Annotated in this window: 18 protein-coding genes and 1 riboswitch; of the genes, 15 read left to right on the forward strand and 3 right to left on the reverse strand. The window is 35.3% G+C overall.

From position 1 onward, the window contains the following. Positions 1 to 39 precede the first annotated feature (39 nt). From O1A01_RS09490 to O1A01_RS09540, 11 genes are all read left to right on the forward strand, one after another. The gene (locus tag O1A01_RS09490; RefSeq protein WP_066411295.1) at positions 40 to 252 is read left to right on the forward strand and encodes a hypothetical protein; all 213 of its coding nucleotides are present in this window, start codon (positions 40 to 42) and stop codon (positions 250 to 252) included. 276 nt (positions 253 to 528) lie between these two features. Next, positions 529 to 1779: a M20 family metallo-hydrolase gene (locus O1A01_RS09495; RefSeq protein ID WP_066411292.1), complete on the forward strand. Its 1251-nt coding sequence runs from the start codon at positions 529 to 531 to the stop codon at positions 1777 to 1779. 259 nt (positions 1780 to 2038) lie between these two features. Beyond that, positions 2039 to 3046, forward strand: a complete 1008-nt coding sequence (locus O1A01_RS09500) for a Wadjet anti-phage system protein JetD domain-containing protein (protein WP_084380120.1) — start codon at positions 2039 to 2041, stop codon at positions 3044 to 3046. Continuing rightward, positions 3033 to 4532, forward strand: coding sequence for a replicative DNA helicase (locus tag O1A01_RS09505; RefSeq protein ID WP_066411287.1), 1500 nt, complete (start codon positions 3033 to 3035; stop codon positions 4530 to 4532). The genes O1A01_RS09500 and O1A01_RS09505 overlap by 14 nt, the downstream gene beginning before the upstream one ends. Further along, positions 4533 to 5273, forward strand: a complete 741-nt coding sequence (locus O1A01_RS09510) for a DUF6063 family protein (protein WP_066411284.1) — start codon at positions 4533 to 4535, stop codon at positions 5271 to 5273. Next, entirely contained in the window at positions 5260 to 9672 is a 4413-nt protein-coding gene (locus tag O1A01_RS09515) for a coiled-coil domain-containing protein (RefSeq protein ID WP_066411282.1), read from the forward strand. Before O1A01_RS09510 ends, O1A01_RS09515 begins: the two co-directional genes overlap by 14 nt. Before the next feature lie 397 nt (positions 9673 to 10069). After that, complete coding sequence (locus tag O1A01_RS09520) at positions 10070 to 10582, forward strand: DUF4652 domain-containing protein (protein ID WP_270066086.1); 513 nt, start codon at positions 10070 to 10072, stop codon at positions 10580 to 10582. Between the two features lie 224 nt (positions 10583 to 10806). Next, a riboswitch (SAM riboswitch) is annotated at positions 10807 to 10916 on the forward strand. Positions 10917 to 11004: 88 nt separating this feature from the next. Beyond that, positions 11005 to 11826 (forward strand): SDR family NAD(P)-dependent oxidoreductase, encoded by an 822-nt coding sequence (locus O1A01_RS09525; protein ID WP_270066087.1) that lies wholly within the window; start codon positions 11005 to 11007, stop codon positions 11824 to 11826. 82 nt (positions 11827 to 11908) lie between these two features. Continuing rightward, positions 11909 to 13237 (forward strand): Na+/H+ antiporter NhaC family protein, encoded by a 1329-nt coding sequence (locus tag O1A01_RS09530; RefSeq protein ID WP_270066088.1) that lies wholly within the window; start codon positions 11909 to 11911, stop codon positions 13235 to 13237. 435 nt (positions 13238 to 13672) lie between these two features. Beyond that, positions 13673 to 13765, forward strand: coding sequence for a putative holin-like toxin (locus O1A01_RS09535; RefSeq protein ID WP_270066089.1), 93 nt, complete (start codon positions 13673 to 13675; stop codon positions 13763 to 13765). A 497-nt stretch (positions 13766 to 14262) separates the two neighbouring features. Further along, entirely contained in the window at positions 14263 to 14634 is a 372-nt protein-coding gene (locus O1A01_RS09540; RefSeq protein ID WP_270066090.1) for a nucleotide excision repair endonuclease, read from the forward strand. A 513-nt stretch (positions 14635 to 15147) separates the two neighbouring features. On the opposite strand, the gene O1A01_RS09545 is transcribed toward O1A01_RS09540, so the two are convergent. Beyond that, the gene (locus O1A01_RS09545; protein WP_270066091.1) at positions 15148 to 16401 is read right to left on the reverse strand and encodes an HRDC domain-containing protein; all 1254 of its coding nucleotides are present in this window, start codon (positions 16399 to 16401) and stop codon (positions 15148 to 15150) included. A gap of 206 nt (positions 16402 to 16607) precedes the next feature. Here O1A01_RS09545 and O1A01_RS09550 point away from each other — a divergent pair, with 206 nt between their 5' ends. The 3 genes from O1A01_RS09550 (at position 16608) to O1A01_RS09560 (ending at position 21003) form a co-directional block, all read left to right on the forward strand. Then, positions 16608 to 19610 (forward strand): UvrD-helicase domain-containing protein, encoded by a 3003-nt coding sequence (locus O1A01_RS09550; RefSeq protein WP_270066092.1) that lies wholly within the window; start codon positions 16608 to 16610, stop codon positions 19608 to 19610. Positions 19611 to 19826: 216 nt separating this feature from the next. Continuing rightward, positions 19827 to 20255: a GIY-YIG nuclease family protein gene (locus O1A01_RS09555; RefSeq protein WP_270066391.1), complete on the forward strand. Its 429-nt coding sequence runs from the start codon at positions 19827 to 19829 to the stop codon at positions 20253 to 20255. A 427-nt stretch (positions 20256 to 20682) separates the two neighbouring features. Continuing rightward, positions 20683 to 21003: a hypothetical protein gene (locus tag O1A01_RS09560; protein WP_270066093.1), complete on the forward strand. Its 321-nt coding sequence runs from the start codon at positions 20683 to 20685 to the stop codon at positions 21001 to 21003. Here O1A01_RS09560 and O1A01_RS09565 read toward each other — a convergent pair. Both O1A01_RS09565 and O1A01_RS09570 read right to left on the reverse strand, forming a co-directional pair. After that, positions 20990 to 21127: a zinc ribbon-containing protein gene (locus O1A01_RS09565; RefSeq protein WP_270066094.1), complete on the reverse strand. Its 138-nt coding sequence runs from the start codon at positions 21125 to 21127 to the stop codon at positions 20990 to 20992. The two genes, O1A01_RS09560 and O1A01_RS09565, sit on opposite strands and share 14 nt — an antisense overlap. Positions 21128 to 21699: 572 nt before the next feature. Beyond that, positions 21700 to 22083: a hypothetical protein gene (locus O1A01_RS09570; protein ID WP_270066095.1), complete on the reverse strand. Its 384-nt coding sequence runs from the start codon at positions 22081 to 22083 to the stop codon at positions 21700 to 21702. Between the two features lie 330 nt (positions 22084 to 22413). Between O1A01_RS09570 and O1A01_RS09575 the strand changes: the two genes are divergently transcribed. Next, positions 22414 to 23355 carry a hypothetical protein gene (locus O1A01_RS09575; RefSeq protein ID WP_270066096.1) on the forward strand — a complete coding sequence of 314 codons (942 nt, stop codon included), beginning with the start codon at positions 22414 to 22416 and terminating at the stop codon, positions 23353 to 23355. Positions 23356 to 23591 lie beyond the last annotated feature (236 nt).

A 23591-nucleotide genomic window follows, 5' to 3' on the forward strand; every position in this document is an offset into this window, starting at 1 on the left:
CAGTACAATCAATGTATGAAGGCAAAGGAGTGTCAATACATGTCCGAATATCAACTCTTTTTACAGGAAAGGGATAAAATGGATGTTTTGCTTCAAAAAGGCTATAAAATTACAAATGTACTTGAAAACCTGAGTGGAGCATTTGTAGATTTTTGTAAAGAAGAGGAGAAAGAAACCTTACACATTGTGACACCAGAAGGGCGTAAATATTTTGCTGTGATGCTTATTAAGCAACAAAAAGAAGGCGCTTAAGCTTTCAATATGTGTCAATGGCAGCCGATATCTATAAATCATAGGGTACCGGCTTTCTTATGTTTTCATTTTCATTGGAAAAATGTAAAAATAACTCTTTTATTTACTTCGTATAGCAGATAGGAAAGCTACACGAGCAACGATTAAACTTGAGGAAAAACTCAATGAAATGATTGGAGACGAGTATGTGATTTTCTTGGCAGGAAAGGTAGTTTATGAGGAAGTTGCAAAAGCACATAACCTACCTTTTGTGACCAATGAATAGGGGATGATTCAATGGGTGTCAAAATGCTTACGATCAATAAGGAACGGCTACAAGAGAGAATTATTGCCTTATCAAAAATAGGGAAAATTGGAGAAACGGGAGTGTGTCGCCTTGCCCTCTCTAAGGAGGACCGCCAAGCGGTAGAAACCGTAAAAGGTTGGATGGAGGAAGCAGGACTAAAAGCTAGAATTGATCATTTTGGAAACTTAATCGGCAGAATGGAAGGGAAAAATCCAAACAAACCGATTTTAATGTTAGGGTCTCATATCGATTCCCAGCCATATGGTGGAAGATTTGACGGAACAATTGGAGTATTAGGTGCCCTTGAGGTTGTTCAAACGATGAAAGAAAACGAGATTGTTCCTAACAGCCCGATTGAGGTCATTGCTTTTTCTGATGAAGAAGGTTGCCGCTTTAATAAAGGGTTATTTGGTGTTAGAGGAATTCTCGGAAAGCTAGAAGACGGGGAGTTAGAACGGAAGGACAAAGATGGTATTACAAGACGAGAGGCACTCATTGATTTTGGCTGTGATCCAGCAAAATTTAAAGAGTCAGAATATCCGAGAGGAAGCATTGGATCGTTCCTTGAGTTGCATATTGAACAAGGGCCAGTTTTAGATACTATGAATAAACCTGTTGGAATTGTATCAGGGATTTCCGGTCCACTCTGGCTAACGGTTGAATTGGAAGGCTTTGCAGGACACGCAGGTTCCGTTCCAATGCAAATGAGAAAAGATGCACTTGTTGGCGCCGCAAAGATTATCATTGCTTTAAATGAGATCGCAAGTCAAGAACCAGGAGCTCCAACGGTTGGTACAGTTGGTAGTTTACAAGTTTTCCCGGATTCGCGCAATATCATTCCTGAAAAGGTAAGTTTTACGGTGGACTTAAGGGATATTGACCTCAACAGACGTCATAAGCTAGAAGCACAGTTGCATCAAAAGATTAAAGAGATCACAGAGGAACATCAGCTTCATTGTAACATTAGGGAAGATACGAATAGTGAACCACGATATTGTTCGGAAAGAATAAAAGAAATTATGCATAATGAGATTCAACAGATTGGCTTGGAACCAATCGAACTAATGAGTGGCCCATTTCATGATTCACTAGCCATGTCTTATGAGTGTGAATACGGGATGATTTTTGTCCGCTGTAAGGATGGAATAAGCCATAACCCAAAGGAATTTTCAACCTTTGAAGATATCTCATTAGGTACTGAACTTTTATATCGTACAACTGTACAAATTGCACAGGAATAAGAAAATTAAAACGAATGTAGAATGATACTCTACATTCGTTTTGGTTGAAAATACAATTTAAACCTTGTAAAAATAAATTTATCATTGCTACATTTGTGGAACGAGGGGACAGGAATATCGTGCACGCATTTGTTAACAGCAATGTAAAAAAATGTGTGGATAACTTTCCTGTCTCCATGTTCACTTTTAATACTTGTCTCTTTCTAGTAAAATAGTAATATACAAAGATTGTAAATAGGAGTGTAAGCAATTGGAAGAGATGAAAAAATTTCTGAATACATATAGTAAGAAAACGATTGGACTAACAGAGCTTGAACATATGTTCACATCATCTTTTCAATCATACGAGCAATTTGCAAAGGTAGTATTAAAGTTGGAGAAATCAGCCATTTTAGTAATGGTAAAATCGAAAGGGCGAAACAGTAGAATACCGTCTCTTGCTTTTCAATACCGAATTAACAAAAGTCTTCTTGTAGAAGATTTTCATCAAGAACTTGTCCAATATCGTAGACGTTTTCATTCTTCTATTATTTTGGACGAGTATTACTCAAAAGACCAATCTTTATGGAAACAGGACTTACCTTTTATCGAGAAAATAGATGTATACCTTAAACAAAATTCCTTTCCTACAGACCGTGTACCTGCAGCTGAAAGAAGCTATGAAATAGTTGGAGATGAAAAGTGGATAGATGAAAAAGGCGGGAAAGAACTTCTTGAAAGAATTAAATTATTTGATAAGCTTCATATACTACCTGTTTCAGATCCTCTTATGTTAGCAGTACATCCTTCCAATCTATCAAACGACATTCAATATCATTTAATTGTAGAAAATAAAACGACATACCAAGGTTTAGTCGAAGTGTTAAAAGAAACAGACTTCTCAACTATCATTTATGGAAAAGGAAAAGCTGTTATCGCAAGTATTGAACAGTTTCCATTTCAGTTTCCTATTAAAGCAGATCATCGTTTTCTTTATTTTGGAGATATTGACCGTGAAGGAATATCGATATGGTATTCGTTGAATGAGAAGAGAAGAGTCGAACTTGCATTACCTTTTTACAATGCGTGTTTAAAGAAATCACCTGCAAAAGGGAAGGAATATCAAAAAGAAAGATTGGTAGCGCTGGAGTCTTTTGTAAACTGTTTTGAGACTAATCAGCAAGAGCAAATAAAAACATTACTTGCAAACGGACAGTATTATCCACAAGAATCCTTAAATACAAAGGAGTTACAACAGATTTGGAGGGACTATTTTGGACAAGCATGAGTTAAAGGAAATAACGAGTGGATATAGAGAGCGGATGAGAAGGCTTGCATTGTTTGACCCTTTATTTGAACTAGACCGAAAAAGAGAAACAGACATTAATCAGAATACAATAGATATGAAAGGTTTAGGGCTATTATCCTTGCTCTTTTTCTTTGAGAACAAGCTATTAAGGCAATATAAAACGGGAGTAAAAGAACTGGCCTCATTTTTAAAATCTTTAGTATCTTCTCAATACGTATTAAATGATGCGAGCTATGAAAGGTTAGCTCGAACGATTATACAAACTTTTCGACCCACTACTGGTAGAAAAAGAGATTATTCTTATTTTAATTGGGAAGAGCAACGAGAACAATTCATTGAGTACTCGATACTAAAGGCTAATGCATTTGATTTAAAAACGAACACACAATACTATACGTTGGATGAAGATGGATTAGAGTTAGTTTTTGCAACGAAAGAGTTTTATAGTGAATTTCAACTTTCTATCAATCAATTAATGTTAAGGAAGCAGCTTGATAAAGGGGAATTTAAAGGTGCGTTAAGACAAATTAACGAAATGCGTATTGATGTTGAGAGTTTAGAAGAGAGAATGAATAAGTTGAAGCACGAAATTCAGCGGAGCATCGTCTCAGAGGAAACTTTTGAGAGATACAAGCAGCTTCTAGAGGATATTTATGGACGTCTAATAAGAGAAGATGAAGAATTTAAAGAATTGCGTCAGTTTGTAAAAGAGACAAGAGAGCGACTTTTTTCTAAAGATATTCATAAAAAAGAAGTAAAGACGTATGAGCTAATAGTAAAAATAACAGGTGAATTAGAGTCCGTTCATTATGATCATTCTAGATTGCTAGATAAAACACTAAGTATGAAAAATACAACGTTATTAGCCGCACAAGAATCCCTTTACTATACAGGTATTCAGTCATTTAACTTCGATCAAGACATTGTTTCGAAAATCGTATCTACGCCATTACCGATGGATGCGATGAAAGGCGTTCTTCATCCTTTTTTACAGGTTGAGCAAAACGTTCAATGGTCGCCATTAACTGTTTTTGCTGAACAAAACATATCAGAGGAACGTGAAGAAAAGGTGGAACAAAGTTTTCTTTCCGTTCTAGATGAGGAACCGAATTTACCTTATCGAAATTGGTTGAAAGCAAAATTTAAAGAGCTTATGCAATATTATTTGTTAGCTTTTGAGGAAGAAAAAATCTCAACGCTCACTCAATTTATGGATTATCTCGATAGGAATAGCCTTTCTTCTATTTACGAACAACGTTATTTTTATGACTTTTGGATCATCTTACATCAACGATCTCCTATTGTAAATGGAGAATTAGACGAGGAAGAAGGAAAAACACTATTAGGAGATGCTATATCATTATTAGAGACAAAAATACTAGTTATTCAAGAAGGAAACGAAATCATAAATAGATATTCCCGTTATTCTATTCAAGATATGGAGATAACTTTGGAGGAGAATTAAATGAATTACTCTGAACAAAAAATCATTAAAGCCTTTCAATTATATACAAAGCTTGCTAGAGATGGAGTGGCAGATCGTGAAGCAGTGCAACTATACCGAGCAGATGATGAAATTCGTGGACTGCTTGAGATGTTTAGCCAGGAAGTAGATGCGGTAGTGATATCTACAAGTGAACAACTTTTCTTAGTTCCTAAAACGAAGCTCTCTTTTTTTCATGTAAGCAACGACTGGATCAAAAAGAATTTTTTACGCTCTAGTTCCACTAATGGTGATATATACTTACTTTATTTTTCCACAATTATTCTATTCGGTAGCTTTTACGACACGTATCAAAGTAATGAGCCGACAAGACAATTTATTCGACTTGATGAGTGGATTCGATTTATTCAAGAGCGAATTGACCAATTAAAATCTCATGATGAGGAAGAGTTAAAAGAAGTAGAAAAAGAGTTTTCCTATAATTGGAGATTGATTATCGAAAAATGGGACGATATGGATGATATTAAAGAAACAGTTAAAAAACAGAGCGGAAATACGATAAGCCGTCTAAGCTTTATCGATACAGTAAAAAGGTTTTTACTCTCTCAACAACTAATACAGGAAATTGGAAACGATGAAATAACGTTAACGGAAAAGGCGAAAACGATTATTCAGAGATTTTTCATGGAAATAGAATATAACAAAGGAATATTGGAGTTCATATACGGATTTGATCGGAGGGATGAACGTGCCAGCCATTAGTAAAATTAGATTAACTAATGTTGTTTACGAAGAAGGTAATAAGAGATATAATGATGAGCTTTTTTTATTTGAAGGACATAACGGTGCCATTTTACTTGAAAACGGTGGCGGGAAAACAGTGCTCATTCAAACGGCATTGCAGGCCATTTTACCTCATGTTGATTTAGCAGATCGGAAAATTAAAAATACACTCCAGCTTGAAAACGCCCCTGCACATATTGCAATTGAATGGATTATGAATGATCAACCACGTCGGTACGTTGTGACAGCCGTAACGTTATTTATGACGAAGAACGGTTTAGACTCTTATCGATATGTGTACGAATATGATGGGAATGATCCACACGGAATAGAAGGTATTCCTTTCGTTCGTGGTGGAAAAGACGGAAAGAGAACGGCCGATCGTGGGGAAATGCTAGATTATTATAGTGGTATGCGTGAACGTTCATTTATGGCACGTACATTTCCTACTATTAAAGAATATAAAACGTTTATCGAAGAACAGTACCACATTATTTCAAGCGAATGGGAAAGTATCGTGAAAATTAATAGCTCGGAAGGTGGGGTAGAGGCATTTTTTGACGACTGTAAAACGACGAATCAATTATTTGATCGACTCCTTATTCCAACGGTAGAACGTTCTATAAATGGTCATGAAGAAAATATGTTTGCTGACTTATTTGAAAAGCAGCATACGAGTTTTAAAAACTATAAAAAATTAAAAGAAACATTGGAAGAAAATAAACAAATTCAGAGCGAACTGGAAGAGTATGTATCTGTTTATGAAAAATTACATCAACGAGAAAAAGAATATGAAAAAGCTAAACAGCGCACGAAAGGTACATGGACGGTAACAATAGAACAACAAACGAAAGCCACCGTTGAACACGCCGAAGTATTAACGAAACTAGAGGAATGGAATACTTCCGAAACTTTTTATCAAGTAAAGTCTGCCTCGTATGAAATTTTAATAGAAGAACTAACGTTAAAACGCCTGGAAGAGGAGTTAAAGGAAGTGTTAGGCGATCGAAATAAAAAGGAAGAAGAACTCCATACGAATAAAAGGGAATATTTTTCCTTGAAATTGTCTGACTTAAAAGCAAGGCGTAAGGAAAAGCAAGATTCATTAAAGCATATAGAAGAGGAGCTTGCTTCGTTTGAACAAACGGATGAAGTAAATGACTTTGAAGAAAAACTTGAAATAGCAAGACAAGAGTTGCGCGGTTTTTATATGGAAGAGGAAGAACGATTAGAAAACCAACGGAAAAATGTTTCATTAGAGCTAAACCCTATAATAAATAAACTAGAAGGGGAAATAGGAAGGAAGCAAGAAATAGAGCATAAGGAAAGAGATGCACTAAATTTAATTTCTAGTTTACAAAGTAAAATAGAAACGAGAACAAACGATTTACAACGTTTAAAGAATCAGCTTCTTGCCAATCCGACACAGGAAGATATGAAGGAGGAAATGGAAAAATGGACGAAGCGTCAACAATATCTTGATGACGAAATTATTTCTTTCATAAAGCAAGAAAAAGAAAAAATGGGAGAGATAAAGGTATTAACGAAGAAGCTAGAAGAGAATCAGCTTGAAAAATCTAGAGTGGAAAATAAGCAAAATAATGTAAACTATCAACTAGATCAATTTATAGAAGAACAAAAACATGTGATAAAGCTGCTTAGTTCCCTACGTCCCCAATGGGCATCAATCGAAAAAATTCATTTACAAGAGGAAGCAATTAGGACAAGGTTAGAGGATGAAATAACAAAGCGAAAAAAGGAACGAGATCAACTATTATACCGCGAGCGAATCGCTTACCGTTATGTGGATGATTATGATAGACAAGATCAATTTTTCGGGGATGCTTTTTTAGAAGAAAAAGTTCAAAGCTGGAAAAATCAATTTGATTATGTTGTCACTGGTGTTGAATACGTACAATCAATGAACGAAAAGGATAGAGAAAAGTATAAACAATATCCATTATGGCCACTTACTTTAGTAACGACAAACAAATCGAAGGAAGCTTTAATAGGAAAAATAAGGAGCATATCCGATCAATTGCAGTTCCCTATTGTTGTCATAACTACGGAAGAAGCAGTTGAAGTTCAGGAGGAGTCTGCTAACTATTGGGTTTCTCCTAGCCATTGGGGAGAAAATATTGAACTTAGCACATTTACTAATTGGAAAAAGGAAATAAAGAAAAGTGCATTCGAAACAACCGCTATTAGAGAGTTAAAAGAACAAGAGATAAAAGTTTGGGAAGAATGCCTACATGAATTAACAAAATTTCTAGAAGTAAATCCGTATAAGAAAATCTTTACGTTAGAAGAAGAAAAAAACAAGCTATCAAACCTTCTTCAAGAACTAGCAATTATGATACAAAAAGTTAGAACAACTATTGCGGAGCACCAATCTGCTATTACTGTTTTCCAAACAACTATCAACAATTATCGGGATGAAAAACAAGGGCTTGGGGAAAAAATTTCCAAAGCGATGGATTATTTACATTATGAACGCGAGCTTGAAGAAGACAGCGAGCGTAAGCAGCTTGCAGAAAAAAATCTTCAACATTTACAGAAAGATTTGACGAATTGTATGAGGCTCATCGAAGATTTCGAGAATCAAAAAAGAGAGCTTCAAGATCGAAAGAATCAATTGGGAAATGAGTTAATTTTATTAAAAAGAGAAGAGGCATATCCATCTGTTCAATCTTTCACCCCGATTTTTACAGGTAAAAGTAAGCAAGTTCTTTTAGATAAAATCCAAGATTTAAAGTTTTCTCTAGAAAAAATTAATCGAACTAAAGGGGAGTGGATTGCAAAAAGAGAAGGTGTGCTCGAATTTCTCCAGTCCAACAATGACCAAATCAATGATTTACTAAAAGAACAGCAAAATTTAGATGAAGACATGCTATTTCCTGGGGACGGTAAGCAAAGGATGAGTATTCTTTTCGGGAAAATAGAAGCTTTGAAGGTAGAGCTTGAAAACGCCAATCGTAAAGTTCAGGAAAAAGCATCGGAAAAAGATAAGCAACTTGGGCTATTGAGTAATAGGCTACTTCAATTTAAAAAAGACTACCCTTCCTACGAGATAGTGGAATTTGCAGAAGGCGTAGAAAAGCTACAAAGTAAATTATTGCAGGAACAACAACATTTAAAGGAACGAAAATCTTTCCTCGATCAAGAGAAAGCTAGAATGGAAAAGCAAGTAAAAGAATTACAAGAAGCAAAGTATAGTCTGGATCTTTTTATAGAAGGACACCATTTTAATGCACCTGACGTCGAAGCAGTTCGATTAAACGACGAAGAATTGAACGACTTCACCTATAGCCGAAAAAAATTCATAAAGGCAATAACAGATCAATTGAGATTAGGCAAGGCAGCAGTGGAAAATGAGAAAGAAACAGTTGCACGAGCAAAACGTAAATTTAGAGAGTTTTGTAATACAGAAATCTCAGATGTAAAACTCCGTCAAATGGCTTTAACAGGTATTGAAGTGAAACAATCATATGATGATATTCTTGAATTCAAAAGAAATATGCTGCAACGGATAGAAAGAGTAACAGTTTATGCAAATGAACATATTCGCCAAAGTGATGAAGATATGCAATTGTTCGTCACACAAATTCATACACATTTGCTTACACTTACAGAAGAGCTTAAGCAAATTCCGAAAAAAACGAAAGTGAAAATAGTTAATGATTGGAAGCAGATTTTTAACTTTAATATACCTGAATGGGACGAGGAAATTGGAAAAACAAGAATCCTAGACTATATTGAGTGGATACTTCAGCAGCTAGAGTCAGATCGTTTTTATAATGATCAAGGGGAAGAGGACGCAGCAAAAATTCGAAAAGATATTGAAATGTGGCTACAGTCCAAGCAATTACTCCAAATCGTTATGAATAATGAAGTGATGAAGGTTAGTTGTCGCAAAGTAACGAATGACAATAAAGTGACGACACGCTCATACTCTTGGGAGCAAAGTAATGTATGGTCAGGTGGAGAAAAATGGAGTAAAAATATGACTTTGTTCCTTGGAATTTTAAATTATGTAGCAGAAAAGAGACAGCATATCCAATCGAACATGAAGCGGCACCGAGCAGTCATTTTAGATAACCCATTCGGTAAAGCATCCAGTGACCACGTCTTGAGTCCGGTTTTCTTCATCGCAGAGCAATTAGGATTTCAAATTATCGCTCTAACAGCACATGCAGAGGGTAAATTCCTTCAAGACTACTTCCCAATTATATATAGTTGCAGATTGAGAGCATCTACAGATTCATCAAAAAAAGTCATGACGAAAGAAAAATGGCTCCATCATGCTTACTTCCAAGACCACGAACCGGTAGCAATGGAACGATTAGGGGAAGTGGAACAGATGAGTTTGTTTGAGTAGACTTCTAATTTAAAAGAAATTTATTATGTTACAGTAGAAATTGCAATAAATAGAGAAGAGGACGAGATATTACAGCCACTAGATATGAGGAATTACCTTTTAATCTAGGTTATGATAGAAAATGGATATTTCAATGTAAAAAATGGAAAAGAATGCCTAGTAGTACCGTATTATATAATGAAATATCAACAGCGGCTCAGCATCAACCGGATTTTTGGGTATTAGTAATACCACTTAATCCTACACCAAATCAATTAGATTTCCTAAATAGTATAGAAAAAAGTTAACCTTTTAAAATAATCTTGTTTCCTCTTTCAGTAATTGAAGAGATAATTTATCACATTCCAGAGACCAAAAGTATTTTAATTCGTGGTTTACTACCTAATGGGAGTGAAGAATGATGTACCAACTTATGTATGATGAAGTCAATGAGAAGTTAATACAAATTAACCCAAGTGGAGAGAGTACTATCATTACAGAAGACTTTCCTTCTAAACCCGAAGTATCTCCTGACAAAAAGAAAGCAATTTATATTTCGCCTTTAGAATGGGAGAGATCAGGAAGTCTTTATATGTATGATATGGAAAGTGGATACATTAAAGAAGTTATTTCTCCTGATAAAGATGGAAACATTCCTAAATATGCTGTTTGGCTTAATAAAAAGACGATTGCACTTATTAAAGGTTATGGGGACGGGACTGTTGGAATTGGGGGCAATGTGTTTATTTATGATATTGAAAAGCAGCAATTAACTCAGATTACCCATTTTTCTAGTAGAATACAAATTACAAAATTACTTGTAAAGGGAAAATTACTTATCTTAAGAGGTATTAGATATACGGATGATAATTTTTCAACTTTTAAGGAATATGAAGAAGTATTACTAATCGACGAAATTTTAATGAAATGAGTAATAATGTTAGTTTTGTAATCCGATGGAACGAGGGGATAATAATATCGTGCACACATTTGGTAACCGTTATGTCAAAAAATGTGTGGATGACTTTCCTGTCCCCATGTCCCAAATGGCTTTCATATGGACCACAAGAGTTCCGCGAATTTTTTAATTGACATTTATAGGGATGATAATTTAAACTAGGAACAATAAAATTAAGTTTAATATATTTGTATATTCTCTTATCAAGAGTGGTGGAGGGACTGGCCCGATGAAACCCGGCAACCGTTCATGTTGACACATGAAAAGGTGCTAAATCCTGCAAAACGTTTGTTTTGAAAGATAAGAGAGGCGTAGCTACTATTAATGATGAATGCCTCTCTATCTAGAGAGGCATTTTTGTGTAATTAGGGAAACATTTAACGGGAGAATTTTCCGTGTTCAATCTGCTTAAAATGATTGAACTAGTTGGTAAAAAGAAGTGGGGGATTTTAATGTATGTGATGGATTTGACAGGAAAAGTAGCGATTGTGACTGGTGGAGCAAGGGGAATTGGTAAAGCAATCGTTAATGCATTACTTGAATGTGGTGCACAAGTGGCTGTAATCGATTTGGCCCCGTCCCCTGAATCTCTACATGAAAAAATATTGTATTTTCAAGCAGATATTACAGAAAGTTCAATAGTTAATGGATACGTTGATCAAACTGTAAAACACTTTGGTAGACTAGATATTCTAGTCAACAACGCAGGGATTTCCTCGATGGATTATGTTGTAGACATAAAGGAAGAGGACTGGGATCGGGTGCTTGATGTGAATGCAAAAAGTGTCTACCTTTGGAGCCAGGCTGTTGCTCAGTATCTCATCAAACAAGGTCAAGGCGGAAAAATCATCAACATCGCTTCTCAGGCTGGTAAAAATGGGTACAGATTAATGGGAAGCTATGTTGCATCCAAACATGCTGTAATGGGCTTTACAAAGGTGATGGCACTTGAATTAGCAAAGCATGCAATTAATGTGAATGCCGTTTGTCCGGGCATTGTCGAAACAGACATGAAGCGAAGTGAACGAGTCATCGGTGGACAATTAAGAGGTTTGAATGCACACGCAATTGAAATGGAGGATATTTCTCAAGTACCACTTGGCCGAACTGCAAAACCCGAAGATGTGGCAAATGTCGTGATCTTCCTGACTTCAAGGTTTTCGGATTATATGACGGGGCAAGGTGTGAATGTCACTGGGGGTATGACAATGTCTTAAGAAAGCTCTCTAGATAAAAGAATTTTTACACTTGAATTAAATTTAATTTTATCGTAGCGAAAAATGAGAGGATGAAATCATTATGTCAGAGGAAAACGTTAATAAGGGTAGCTTGTATGCCCTTTTACCATTATTTGTTTTTGTACTCCTTTTTATTGGAGTAGGTGTATTTGCAAAGGACTTTTCCGTATTGCCATTGAATGTTGCAATACTTGTTGCTGCAGTTATCGCATTAGTTATGAATCGTAAGGAAAGCTTTGCTAAAAAAATCGAGATCTTTTGTAAAGGTGCAGGCGACTCCAACATTATTTTAATGTGTATTATCTTTATTTTAGCTGGTGCTTTTGCAGGAGTAGCAAGAGAAATGGGTGCAGTTGCATCCACTGTTAATTTAGGTCTCTCCTTTTTACCACAGAATTTTCTACTAGTAGGATTATTTATAATTGGGTGCTTTATTTCGATTTCTATGGGAACGTCTATGGGAACGGTAGTGGCGTTAGCACCAATTGGAATTGGGATTGCAGAGCAAACCGATATCTCAATGGCACTCGCAATGGCAACAGTTGTTGGTGGGGCGATGTTTGGCGATAACCTATCAATGATTTCTGATACAACGATTGCTGCTGTTAGAACCCAGAAAACAAAAATGAGTGATAAGTTCAAAGTAAACTTTTTCATTGTATTACCTGGTGCAATCATTACAGCCATTATTCTATTCATTCTTACTTCGGGTAATAGTGCTAACATTGATGGGGAGTATACATATGAAATTGTAAAGGTGCTTCCGTATTTAGCAGTTCTTGGTGCAGCAATCGCAGGTCTGAATGTTATTATCGTATTACTAGGTGGTATCGTGTTTGCTGGAATTATTGGGCTCTCGACAGGTGCATTCGATTTCTTCGGGTATCTACAATCGGTTGGAAATGGGCTTATTAGTATGGAAGACTTAGCGATTGTAGCCCTTTTAATTGGTGGTGTGGTTGGTATTATTAAACATAATGGTGGAATTGATTATCTCCTTCATTTTGTTACTAGTAAAATTAAAACCAAAAAAGGTGCAGAGTTTGGGATCGCTAGTTTAGTAGGTATTACAGATGTGGCAACAACGAATAATACAATATCCATTATGATTACAGGACCGCTTGCGAAAAACATTGCGGATCAATATGATATAGAACCACGTAAATCAGCGAGCTTACTAGATTTATTCTCATGTGCATTCCAAGGCATTATCCCGTATGGTGGTCAAATATTAGCAGCAGCAGGATTAGCTGCCATTTCACCTGTAAGCCTAGTACCATACTCCTTCTATCCAATTTTAGTAGGAATTTGCGGAGTAATCGCTATCCTTATCGGCTTTCCAAAGTTCAAAAACCAACCAAGCGTAGATACAGTGAAAAAGGTATCGTAGATAGGTTGAACAAGCGAACAGGAATGTCGTCCCGATGAGTAATCGGGGTGCAAGGATAGCGTCCTAGGACCCATACAAGTTTTTTTATGAAGTTGAAAAGCCATTAAGTCACTAACTAGACTTAATGGCATTTTGTCTAAAGCGATGTTGCAACTGCTTTGTTTCTTACTTCGCTAATCATTAGAAGATACGTAGTGAAGAATACAAAAGGGTTAGCAATTTCCAGGTTAATATAATACATAATACCTGTTCCTAGACCGTGGACGTTTGTTAACAGTAATGTCAAAAAATGTGTGCACGACATTTCCTGTCCCCATGTCCCATTAACTTTTGAAAGAATGATATAGAACAATCGTTCTTATTTTTGCTATAATATTTGTACAATAGCTAGGTAAACTCAAGGGTGGTCAGCATTACCCCAATGGTTAGGGGGTGATGCCTATGATGACAATATTTGAAACATTAGTTTTAATGCTAGCATTTGCTAGTTTAGTGTTGTCCATCGTATCTTTTAGAGACAAAAAATAATCCACCCTTGAGCCTGAGAAGCTAATGGAAGGTGTGGATTATCCCTTAATGGCTGACTCCCTTGGAGGGAACCTGCTATTGTATGGACTGATAGTGTTACCAGCACTATCGGTCTTTTTTATTATATGATATTCATACTATCATTATACCTGATGATAGTAGCAATGGAAATAGAACGCGCACGAAGGGACAGGAATATTTTGCACCTTAGTTAACAATTTTTTCAAAAAATGTGTTCAAGACTTTCCTTCTCTTCGTGCTAATAGCCTTTGCTAGTCTGGTTATATGTGTATAAAGTTGGTCACTGGATATAGTGAACTCCAAAGTTAGAGCCAAAATCTAACCTTTGGGGTGAGTCGGTTGACTAGGAAATATAGTGAAGATTTAAAGTTAGAGAGAACTGAAGAAAGAATCAAGTATATTAATTAAGTGTTATAACTCATTTCTTTTCTACACATAATACCATTATCTCTACACAAAAGGGGAAATGATGAAACATGATAAAAATTAGCATTCCTACTCCAGATATTACGATTACAGAACGGAAACAATTTCCGAAAGAAAATGAACCAAGAATCAAAGATATATATGGATTTATTGATTTTCATCTAATACCAAGAGATAAAGGTGGCATTTTCTTATTTTTTAATATAAATGATGAACTTCTTTTTGTTGGGAAAGCACGGAAACTACGTCAAAGAATTAAAAAACATTTTGAAGATACTGTTTCACCTATTAAAGATCACAGAGACGAAGTACATAGAATCGATATTTGCTTAGTAGAAGATCCAATGGAACGAGATATTTATGAGACATATATTATTAATAAACTAGTGTCCAAATATAACGTTGACAAAGTATTTTATTAAAATGTTCTATTTTCTACAAAAATCTTTTAATTAACACAAAAAATAACCCACCCTTGAGCAGCGCAGCTAACAGGATGGGTTATTTTATCCCACAATGCTGACTCCCTTGAAGGGAACTTGCTATTGTGTGGACCTCTGGTGTTACAGCACCATCCAGTCTTTTTTAGTAAATGACTATTAATACAAATATTATAACCAAAACTGTAGCGTTTGCTAGTGAAAATTGCCAGAATACAGGAATCATCATGACAGTGAATTTTCCATACAGATATTGGAGAAATACCTTTCAAGCGAATTGCCGCAAGGGTATTAATAGTGTTGTCTATCGAACCATTTAGAAACAAAATAACCCTCTCTTAGGCCACTTAGCTTAGGGGTGAGTCATCTTGATTCACAACTATGTCGACTCCCGTGAAAAGAACCTTCTATTTTATCGGCTGTTAGCGTTACCATCACTATCGATATTTTTATTATATTTGCTAGTATTATTATTAAGGAAGAGAAAGCAGTTCCTCACCTAGCATTTATTATCTCCAAAATTTCCACACCAAATTCCTCCGCCTTTTTCGGCCCAATTCCTTCCACACTCAACAATTCTTCCATCGTTTTCGGGCGCATATTTACCAAAGCATCCAAAGTTTTGTTGGTGAAAATATAGTATGATTTTGCACCTAGTTCTTTTGCTCGTTTGGAGCGGAATTCGATTAGTGAAGTTCTTATATCATTTCCATCAGGAGAGGCTTCCTTTTTAACAGGTTCCTTATTCTCTATACGACTCTTTTGAATAATAGCTAATATATCTTGACCATATAGCTCTGCCTTTTGAGCCCCAATCCCATGAATGTTTAAAAGCTCGTCCATTGTAGTGGGTAGCTTTTCTAGTATCTCATCCAACGTCTTATTTGTGAAAACGTGATATGGCGCGCATTCCTGCTGTTTTGCCTTCTTCGAGCGGTAGTCGATTAGTACGTACTTAACGTTATTTTTGTCAGGAAAAGATGGTGCGATTTTATTTTCTACTATCGGTTCGACTGCAACGGAATCTTCCATTAAATATTGACTCGCATCAAACTCTTTCTCTTTACAACTATCTTTTATCGCTTCAGCAATGTCCATCACCATGTGATCAAGTATAAACACTGGTGATTCTTTCTTTAACTCCGCCGTAAGAAACGATTTTATCTGGTCATGCCGAATAATACTCTTTTGAATATGAGCTTGTGCTTTATTCGAAACATCAATAATCGTTTTCGGATTAGCAAAAGTGACAGCATAACGAATCGGACATTTAGTAATCACACCTCTCGCCTTTAACAGCTTCTCGAGAATCGCAACATGTCGTTCCACTTGATTAATCGGACTGTACATTCCCTCTTTATTTACTACTCTATTGTTCTTCGTAATAACTCGCTGGAACTCACCCTTATCCGTTACCGTGATGTTCCCAAACAGCTTCTTAACCTCTAGTACAAGAATAAACTTATGGGTCACAATGACAAAATCCATTTGCGCCTTGTAGTCATCAAACTCAATATTCACATCATGCAAAATAACAATCGGTAGCATCGAATTTTTTAACTCGAACATAACACTACTTTCCCCAGTTTGGCCGATTGAAAATAGCTTCAAATGCTGTTCTACTTTCTTTTGATCCACCTTCGAATCATTACTTTCTGCCATTTTAGTTAAAGCATCAATCATATTATTTTTTGGATTAAAATCTTTAAGGACAACAGGCTCTTTAATATCTCTTTTATCGGATAACACGTTATAAACCTTTTTGAAAAAAGACGACATAAGGCACCTCGCTTTATGTATTTTGTAAGTATTTGTCTATCATTATAGCAAAAGAACTGGGAGATTAGTGCGTTATTCCAAGAATTACCGTCGAAATCTGTAAAATTATACAAAATAATGTTACTATTATCCTATCTATTATTAAGTGGGACAATGTACCAGGAAAAGGTTGGTTTATGATGAGTTTTTGGAATACTGTTCAAAATAAGATAGCTTTATTTAAGTATGTTCCGGAATTAAGGAAGCAACTTAACTTATTAGAAGAGAAAATGCTGGAACTACAGAAGTTAAGCAAGGTTGTAAAGAGCACAAGAGCAACTATCCCTGATACGTTTCTTCAACATGTAGAAGAATCACACGAAGACATTTTAGCATTTATTAATGAAAAAGATCTTTACAATTTTGATGCTAAATTAAAGCAAGTTCTGTCTCCGATGTCTAGTGAAGAGAGAACATTGATCAAGTTAGAGGAAAAATACGCTAGTTTGAGTGAACAGTATGTAAAAGAAAAGGAAGCTCTACAAGGTGAAATCCGATTAACAAATGCAAAGATTAAATTGTATGAGGCTAACTTAACGGATTTTAAAGAAGAGATTAAAGAGAATAGAGAAGAGTATATTACTCATTCCAACTATAATCAATTAAAACAAAAATATGGGGATACGTATTCTTTCTATGACGATAGCAGTTCGAACAACAGTAATATTAACGACTTTCTTTATCATTATAAAACGTTAGATCAGCTAGTGAAGGTTTGGAATGATGAATACGTTCGGAAGGAATTAGCTGCGAATGATCGTTATTTCAATGATATAGATGGAAAATCACTAGACAAACAACAACGGAAATCTATTATTGTCGACGAAGACAGCAAGCTCATCGTAGCCAGTGCTGGTGCAGGTAAAACGTTAACGATTTCTGGTAAGGTGAAATATTTAGTAGAGAAAAAGGGAGTAAAGCCTGAAGAAATATTGCTCGTTTCTTTTACGAGAAAAGCAGCGAATGAGATGGAAGAACGGATAAAACAAAGGCTAAACATTAACGTTGAAGTGAAAACGTTCCATAAACTCGGCTTAGACATCATCTCAAAAAGCACGAAAGCAAAACCAGATATCGTCGAGCAACCAAGCGAAATCATCAAACAATATTTCCATAACGAGCTATACGACAACCCACAACAGATCAAAAAAATGATTGAGTTCTTTGGCTACTACTTAAACATTCCGAAAAGCTTAGAGGAGTTCGATAGTTTAGGAGACAGCTATGATTATCAAAAAAGTATAGATTTAGAAACGTTAAAAAGTAAATATGATGGAGCAGAGGAGAAGTATGTCCAAGCTAAATCTAACAAGTTAAAAGCCGCCAAAACGACTATTCAAGGTGAACGAGTAAAAAGCTTAGAAGAAGTGATGATTGCTAACTTCTTATTTTTGAATGGAATTGAGTACGAGTATGAAAAAGTTTACGAGCACGCTTCTGCAAATGAAAACTATCGTAGGTACAGACCGGATTATTACTTACCTGAATACGACATTTACATCGAACACTTCGGAATAACGGAAGACGAACGAACGCCGTGGCTAAGTGAAATAGAAGAAGAGAAATACTTAGAAGGCATGAAGTGGAAAAGAGAAGAGCACGAGAAAAATGGGACAACCCTCATTGAAACGTATTCCTATTTATCCAATGATGGCAGGTTGCTAGATGTGCTAAAAGAAAAACTAAAAGATAACGGCGTTCAATTCAAAGAAGTAGACTTTATCGATATTTTCTCGAAAGTATACGACACAGCTAATAATAATCACTTTGATGAATTTATTAAGTTTGTCGGCTCCTTTATTAATCTATTTAAGTCAAACGGCTACAACGAAGGCCAGTTTAACGAGCTAGTGAATTCGATTGATAAAGGTAACCTATTCCATTACATGAGAACAAAAATATTTCTAGAAATAGCTAACTTAGTATTTCAATTTTACGAGGACGAACTGACTAGACTCGGTGTCATCGACTTTAACGACATGGTTAATGAAGCAGCAAGCATTGTTCGTTCTGGAAAACTAGACCTTACCTACAAATATATCATTATCGACGAATACCAAGACATTTCGGTCAGTAGATACGAGTTAATTAAAGAAATAAGAGAAATGACAAACGCAAAAGTAATGTGTGTAGGAGACGACTGGCAATCCATCTATCGATTCGCCGGTTCTGACATCAATCTATTTACCGAGTTTCAACACTACTTCGGATATAGTGAACTACTAAAAATAGAAAAAACATACCGCAACTCCCAACAGCTAATTGACGAAGCCGGTAAGTTTGTTATGAAAAATCCGAAACAATTTCGAAAAGATTTAACGTCTTTCAAAGAAACTGACGAGCCAATCATCATCTACTCCTATCTAGGTAAAGCAGGAATCATCAGTACGATAAAAGCTTCTATTGATGATATCGTTACGAGAGATGGTGAGGACGTTGAGGTTATGCTGCTTGGCCGGAACAATTTTGATATTAAAGTGCTAGATGGATCCCTCGATTTCGATGTGAAAAGAAAAGCCGATGGAACTACTGTAAAGTACGAAACGTATCCAAATCTAAAGCTGTTCTTCCTAACAACACATAAATCAAAAGGCTTAGAAGCAGACTATGTCATCTTAATCAACACAGCCAATAGCTTACTAGGCTTCCCAAATAAAATCTCAGACGACCCAATCCTATCACTAGTATTAACCGACAAAGAAGGCTATCCATTTGCAGAAGAAAGAAGGCTCTTCTACGTCGCCCTAACAAGAACAAAAAACAGAACTTACATACTCACCCCAGTCAACAAAATGTCCGTCTTTGTAAAAGAGTTAATAGACAAACACAACATCGAAGTAAAAACCGTCGACGGTACAGAAAGCATCACCGAAGCACCAAGCTGCCCGAGATGTAAAAAGGGACACTTAGAGGTTCGAGTAAACGGATCCACTAACCAAAAGTTCCTAGGATGTAGCAACTTTCCACAATGTGATTACACGTTGAATGATGTTAGAGTGCTAGAAAGCAAGAAGGTATGCCCGAGTTGTGGTGGGTATATGGTGTTGAGGAGAAGTGCTAAGGGGGAGTTTTATGGGTGTTCGAATTATCCGAAGTGTGGACATATACATTATGAGCTCGAGGAGCAAACGGGTATTTAATAGATAGAAAAAGGCATTAAATAGTGAATGCAAAAACGAATGAAATATTAGTACCAGATAACCTTCCTTTGGTAAAATATACAAAAGTTCCCCTTCCAGTTCCATACGTAACAACAATTTTAGTAGATTTATCTGTTGAACAAGTTCTGGTTATTGATTGCTGTCTTTGCTTTTGAATATTTGAGGGGAAACATCAAAAGAAAGTTTGGTGATGAAATGACAACTGTCCATGTAAGATGGTATGGAGCATACAGTCTTGATAATTTTTATAATAAGGAAATAGCATTATATACAGGAATCTATGCAATTTATAGAGTTTACGGTGAAAAAGAAACCTTACTTTATATAGGGAAAACTACCAGAAGTTTTTGGAAAAGGATAAGCGAGCATCATAAAGATTGGCTATGGAGCGTAAAAGGAAAAATACAAATTAGATTTGGGCTATTAGAATTTCCAAATGGCGGAAGATATTCTGCAAAGAAATTAGCTGATGTTGAATCGTTATTAATATTGTGGCATTTACCGAAAGAAAACACGATTTCAACATGTTACTATCGGGGGAGAGTTGATTTAGAAGTTATCAACCACGGAAGACGGGGTTTATTAGCAAAAAGGATTTCAGCAAACGAACTTGATTGGGTATAGTGGATAAATATTTTTAAAAAATCAGGTGAAACTTTCGATGTAATTAAAATGGTGAACAGTGATTATCAGATTCATAGATATTTGGTATTGAATTTGTCAAAATCTTTAATAGAATAACATGGAACGAGGGGCGGGATTATTATGAACTCATTTGTTAACAGAAATGTAAAAAAATGTGTGAATGACTTTCCTGTCCCCATGTCCCGCAATTATTTGTTACAAGAATGGTTTGCATTTTTAACAGGGTGGACGATTTTTACACTTTTAATTGTGGCATGGTTGTTTACTTTGAAACCGAAGAAGAAATACACGCAAACGCCTTTTTCATATGGAGGGCGTTTTATTGTTTTTGATAAAGGAAAATACTAAGAGTGGATTTATATTAATATAAATATGATAAGAAGAGGCTATTACAGGAGGTGAGACTGTGATTCCTGACTGCATTAAAGAACAAATTATAACTCATTGTGAATTCATTAAAACAGGAAAACCTGCGTCTTCAATTGCTGTCCAAGAGAGGTTTATTAGTGATGTTACAGAGTTGGTGGATTCCTATAACCTTTTCCATTATACAGAATCATTATACGATGGTTGGAAAACGATATGGATTTACCGATACCCTCATATTCTAGAAGTGATAAAAGAAAGCCCGCAGGTTCCGAAAACTAAATATGAACATTGGGTCTTGGGGAAGTTATATGGATATGATGAAACTTCCATCCAAGAATTTTTAACTAAGCACGTCTAAAATCAGTATTATGACATTTTGGGCAAGGTGGTAAAGTATCGGTGTGATCATCTAAATATAGACTGCTACCACATTTTTTGCATACGTAAGTACCTTTTCCTGGCTTTTCTCCTGTTTTCGGCATATCCTCACCTCCTTTTTTACATAATTCGGCATTAAAGAAGGTAAATCCTCCTATATGTCGAAATTTAAGTTGAGAAGGAGTTTTTTTGTGCTTGAAGGAATTATAAATGATTTTTCTAATGATCAAATACAATGGACGAGGGGACAGGAATTGAGCACACATTTGTTAACAGCAATGTAAAAAAATGTGTGAACGACTGTCCCCATGTCCCATTCAGGCCATGAGCAGTTTTCAAAGGTGTAAGTTTTTCTGCTTGGGAAATGGTGCCTAGATCCATCGCAACGTTGAATTCGTATGAAGCGGAACGCTTAACGGTAGGTGAAATCCTTATAATTCAGTTTTATGGTAATGATGAAATCCCTAAGGAAACTAAACTTAGGGATTTATTAATTCAAATTCCCTTTTACTGCTAATTCATATGCTTTATGATAATGAGATCTAGTCCATTCATCAATACTTAAGCCCTTTTTAGTAGCAATCTCTTTCGCATATTCGAATACAATTTCTTCAGACTCTTTATATCCAAAATAAGATAATCCAGGAAGAATCTTTACCAGTACAAAAAACTCTTCTTAATCTAGAAAGTAGTCCTGCAGCTGTTGAATAAATACATCTATTACGTATTTATCCATAACTAAGAATGCATGAAGGCCCATTGTTCCCTCTGAAAACATCATGTTATAAATGCCGTCAAAATGGAAAAATCCTTGTACATATTCTACTTTTCCTCTTGAATCAGTAATACTTAATAGACAATAAAGTAATACGCTAGTATATATACATAGTCCGCCATTATCATTCCATTCATTAATTTCAGTTAGATCAAATTTGTCTTGTAGATCACTATCTCCATACATAGCAGTAAAAGATAATTTATTTACATATGAAAGGCAAAAAGGAACATTTTTAGCCTCTTTTCTTGGATCACCTATAATCAGCTTGAATTCCTTTGTCACATAGTATTTAGTTTTCCTGGGTTTCAGGATGCGAATCACAAATGGTTTAATAAACGAAAAAAGCGACCTTCAGTCGATTTGGTTTCTAAAAGAAGACGCACTTCATAGGGTTCAAAAACGCTCCAAAGATCGCTGTGTTTATTAGTTAAGCCTGCTAACTCAGAAAGAGTTGCAATAAAAATAAAAGGAATGAGTTAATTCAATTATATAAAGATAATCGCTAGAATCTATGTAAAAAATTTTATTTATTATCAATTTTTTACTTTTATCATTTTTTTTATGTTAATATATAATGGTATATTTTGAAAATTTAAAAAAAGGGAGATTTTTTTGGGTAAAAGGATTGTTTTATCGTTTTTCGTGTTGGTATTATTGTTTTCAATAATACCGCTAAGCACACATGCTAATTATGAGGATATCGTTAAAACCATGAGTAATGGAGAAGTACAAGATGAAAATCAACGAGAACTTATGTATGACGATGAGGGGAACAAAATAGAAATTGAATATGTATGGAATGAAAGGAATCTGACCGTATATACATATGTAAATGATGAGTTAGTTGATTATGCAGTTCGTGAAAAAGTAGGCACAGATGGACTATCAGAAAATATCACTTACTTTCAAGTAGAAGTGTCACCTGAAGTGCAAGAGATTGAAGATATTGTAGAAATGCAAGAAGAAAGTAAAGACAATCATGTTGTTTTGGAAGTTCAAGAATATAAAACTAGTGAAATAGTAACATTAGTAGAAGAGAAAGAAACGACTTTAAATATAGATAACTCTGGTGGTGGGTTTACAACGCAATCCATTGATAGTGGATACACTTACATTACGTCAGCTCAGTATATGGGTTATACTGGATATCTTTATGGTGCCCCAAAAACTACTAAAATGATTAAGAAATTTATGTTTGATTTTAAGAGAGATATTGCTATTTCAATAATTGGCGCAGCAATTACTACAATATTTTCCACAGTTATTGTAGGTGTAGTTGTATTGCTATCTTCATTAGGTATAGGTGTAATTAATGCATTTACAACTGACTCTCTAAATGGCTATTATGATGCAACTGAGACAACTTATAGATATATGACTAAAGTTAAAGAAAGGACGTCTTACCAAGTAGAAAGGGATGTTAATGTAATATATTATAATTCCAAAAATGGTAAAAAATTAACAAGATATGTCAATGTTAATAAGAGTAGCAATACAGTTAAAATCAATACTGCTATATTTGCTTACTTTTGCAAAAATAATGGAACATGTTAATGTAATATATTATAATTTCAAAAAATGGTAAAAATTAACTAGATATGTCAATGTTAATAAGAGTAGCAATTCAGCTAAAATCAATACTGCTATATTTGCTTACTATTGGTTAAAAATCCAATAGTAAAAAGAAAATGATGTGAGTTAGGGCACAGTCAAAACTTCCAAGATGCTAGCAAGAGCTAATAGATTACCCATCTAATAAGTAAAAAAGTTTTTAAACATCAGTTTTGGAT

The sequence above is a fragment of the Sutcliffiella sp. NC1 genome (genome assembly GCF_027594365.1).
Taxonomy (GTDB): Bacteria; Bacillota; Bacilli; order Bacillales; family Bacillaceae_I; genus Sutcliffiella; species Sutcliffiella cohnii.

Excerpts from the sequence above, each read along its gene's own strand:
- O1A01_RS09490 (WP_066411295.1), top strand. The coding sequence starts at position 40 with ATGTCCGAATATCAACTCTTTTTACAGGAAAGGGATAAAATGGATGTT.
- O1A01_RS09495 (WP_066411292.1), top strand. The coding sequence starts at position 529 with ATGGGTGTCAAAATGCTTACGATCAATAAGGAACGGCTACAAGAGAGA.
- O1A01_RS09500 (WP_084380120.1), top strand. The coding sequence starts at position 2,039 with ATGAAAAAATTTCTGAATACATATAGTAAGAAAACGATTGGACTAACA.
- O1A01_RS09510 (WP_066411284.1), top strand. The coding sequence starts at position 4,533 with ATGAATTACTCTGAACAAAAAATCATTAAAGCCTTTCAATTATATACA.
- O1A01_RS09520 (WP_270066086.1), top strand. The coding sequence starts at position 10,070 with ATGATGTACCAACTTATGTATGATGAAGTCAATGAGAAGTTAATACAA.
- O1A01_RS09530 (WP_270066088.1), top strand. The coding sequence starts at position 11,909 with ATGTCAGAGGAAAACGTTAATAAGGGTAGCTTGTATGCCCTTTTACCA.
- O1A01_RS09535 (WP_270066089.1), top strand. The coding sequence starts at position 13,673 with ATGCCTATGATGACAATATTTGAAACATTAGTTTTAATGCTAGCATTT.
- O1A01_RS09540 (WP_270066090.1), top strand. The coding sequence starts at position 14,263 with ATGATAAAAATTAGCATTCCTACTCCAGATATTACGATTACAGAACGG.
- O1A01_RS09550 (WP_270066092.1), top strand. The coding sequence starts at position 16,608 with ATGATGAGTTTTTGGAATACTGTTCAAAATAAGATAGCTTTATTTAAG.
- O1A01_RS09555 (WP_270066391.1), top strand. The coding sequence starts at position 19,827 with ATGACAACTGTCCATGTAAGATGGTATGGAGCATACAGTCTTGATAAT.
- O1A01_RS09565 (WP_270066094.1), bottom strand. The coding sequence starts at position 21,127 with ATGCCGAAAACAGGAGAAAAGCCAGGAAAAGGTACTTACGTATGCAAA.